General features: G+C 61.0%; 2 protein-coding genes. Both read right to left on the minus strand.

The window, feature by feature from the left end; all coding sequences use genetic code 11:
• The coding region (locus tag FHT76_RS41195) for a biotin/lipoyl-binding protein (RefSeq protein ID WP_259186893.1) at window positions 1-839 on the minus strand (839 nt) is incomplete at its 3' end.
• On the minus strand, window positions 836-2,131 hold a 1,296-nt coding region (locus FHT76_RS41200), incomplete at its 5' end, for a peptidase domain-containing ABC transporter (protein WP_259186894.1). The genes FHT76_RS41200 and FHT76_RS41195, both read right to left, overlap by 4 nt.

The following is a 2,131-nucleotide window of genomic DNA, read 5'->3' on the forward strand; positions in this document are numbered from 1 at the left end:
CGGAAGTCTTCGATGAACGCCTGTCTATCCGCCTTCAGCTTGGCGAAGGTATGCTCTGCCTCATCTGCCCGGCCCTGGACAGCGCTAAGACTGGTCTCGACATCCAGGCGAGCGTCGCGCGATCCAAGCAGTGTTATCAAAGATCCGCTTTCGCGATTGTAAAGCCGTTCGCGGGCACCCTCGATCTGTGACAAGGTATCACGCCGATTGGCAAGGACCGTCTCCTGGTTCCGGCTTGAAGTGATCGTCGCGGCCTGTGCCGCAATCTGCTGGTCGTAGTTCTGCAGCTGCGCCATGTAATAAGCGCGGCGCTGCCCGAAAAGCTGCATCTGAAGCAGTTCGTCGCGGGATCCGCCGGCCGTCTGGGTGTAGTCGGTACCGGCAAGCTCGGCTTCGAGGCGTTTCACCTGGGCGTCGAGAGCCGCGAACTTTGCCCGTTGCTGATCGACGTCAGATTGGCTGAATGTCGCATCGAGCGTCGCGAGCACCTGACCTTTCTTAACGATCTCGCCGGCTGCGACATTGATCGTTCGGATGATGGACGTTTCGAGAGGCTGTACGACGATGGTCGGCTGCGTCGTGATCAGTTTACCGGGCGCAACGACGACCTCGTCGATCGACGAAACGGACGCCCAGACGATTGCCGCGGCAATCAGCGCGGTGATGCCGTAAAGCGTCATGCGAGCGACTCTTGGCGGCGCGCGTTCCTCCAGCTCCACGGCATCGGATTGGAACTCTGCGATCGCGGCCGGCAGCGAGCGCCTGAGCGCCGGTTGAGTGACCGGGGCGGGTGCTGGAACTGGAAGGTTCTCTCTTGGTTTTTCAGCGCGCGCGTTCATGCTACCTGCCTCATCTGCTGGGACCACAGGTGACGGTATGTCATGCAGCGTGTGACCAGTTGATCATGCCTGCCGATATCGGCGATCTTGCCGCGTTCGACGACGAGAATGGCGTCCGCATCCACAAGCGTGGAGAGGCGGTGAGAAACGATGACCACCGTTCGCCCGGCCGCGATCTGGCTGAGGTTTTGGCGAATGATCGTTTCGCTGTCCGGGTCGAGCGCGCTGGTGGCCTCGTCCAGGATCAGCAGTTTCGGATCGGTGATGAGTGCCCGGGCAATTGCCAGACGCTGTTTCTGCCCGCCCGACAGGTTTGAGGCGTTTTCCTCCAGCATCGTGTCGAAACCGCGCGGAAGGCGCTCGATGAACTCTTCGGCGCCGGCAATGCGTGCCACCTCCATGATTTCCTCGATACTTGCGTCGGGCTTTGCCGCCGCGATGTTTTCGCGAACAGTGCCGCGGAAAAGGAAGTTGTCCTGCAGCACGACACCGGTGCTCGTCCTGAGATGCACAAGGTCGATTTCGCGGCTGTCATAGCCGTCCATCCGCACAATACCCTGCTGGTTCTGATAGAGACCCTGGATCAGTCGCGTGATCGTCGTCTTGCCGGAACCGCTCTTGCCAACGACGCCGAAGACGGAGCCGGCAGGAATGTTGAAGGAGACATCGTCGAGTGCCGGCGGGCCATCTGGTCCGTAGCGGAACGTCACCTTGTCGAACTGGATGTTGCCTCGAAGGTGCGGGCGAATGCCGCGACCGCGGCCAGCCTGTTCCGGGCGCTGGTTCATGATCTCACCCAGCATCCGCACCGAAAGCGCAACTTCCTGGTACTCGTGAACCATCGTCACGATCTGGACAAGCGGGCCAGACACGCGACCGGCGAGCATGTTGAATGCGACCAATGCGCCAATCGTCATCGCGCCGCTGAAGACGTCGAGAGCGCCGAGCCCGATGATCGCAACGCTCATCAGCTTTTCGAGGAGCCCGGTCATCGATTGGGCGGCCGTCGAGATTTTCTCGACACGGAACCGGACGGAAATCGATTGCGCCGAATAGTCGTCCCAGGCGCGGCGCTGGCGTGGTTCAAGCGCCAGCGATTTGACGGTGCGCATGCCGTGGACGGTTTCAACGAGCAAAGCCTGGCGGTCGCCTTCCGCCTTGTAAAGCGCCTGGAGACGACGCTGGAAGGGGCCGACCAGAAGCATGACGACGAGGCCGACAAGGGCGGCAAATCCGATGACGACGAGGGTCAGCTTGACGCTGTAAAGAAGCAGGATCGGAATGAAGACCAG

The sequence above is a fragment of the Rhizobium sp. BK176 genome (assembly GCF_024808055.1).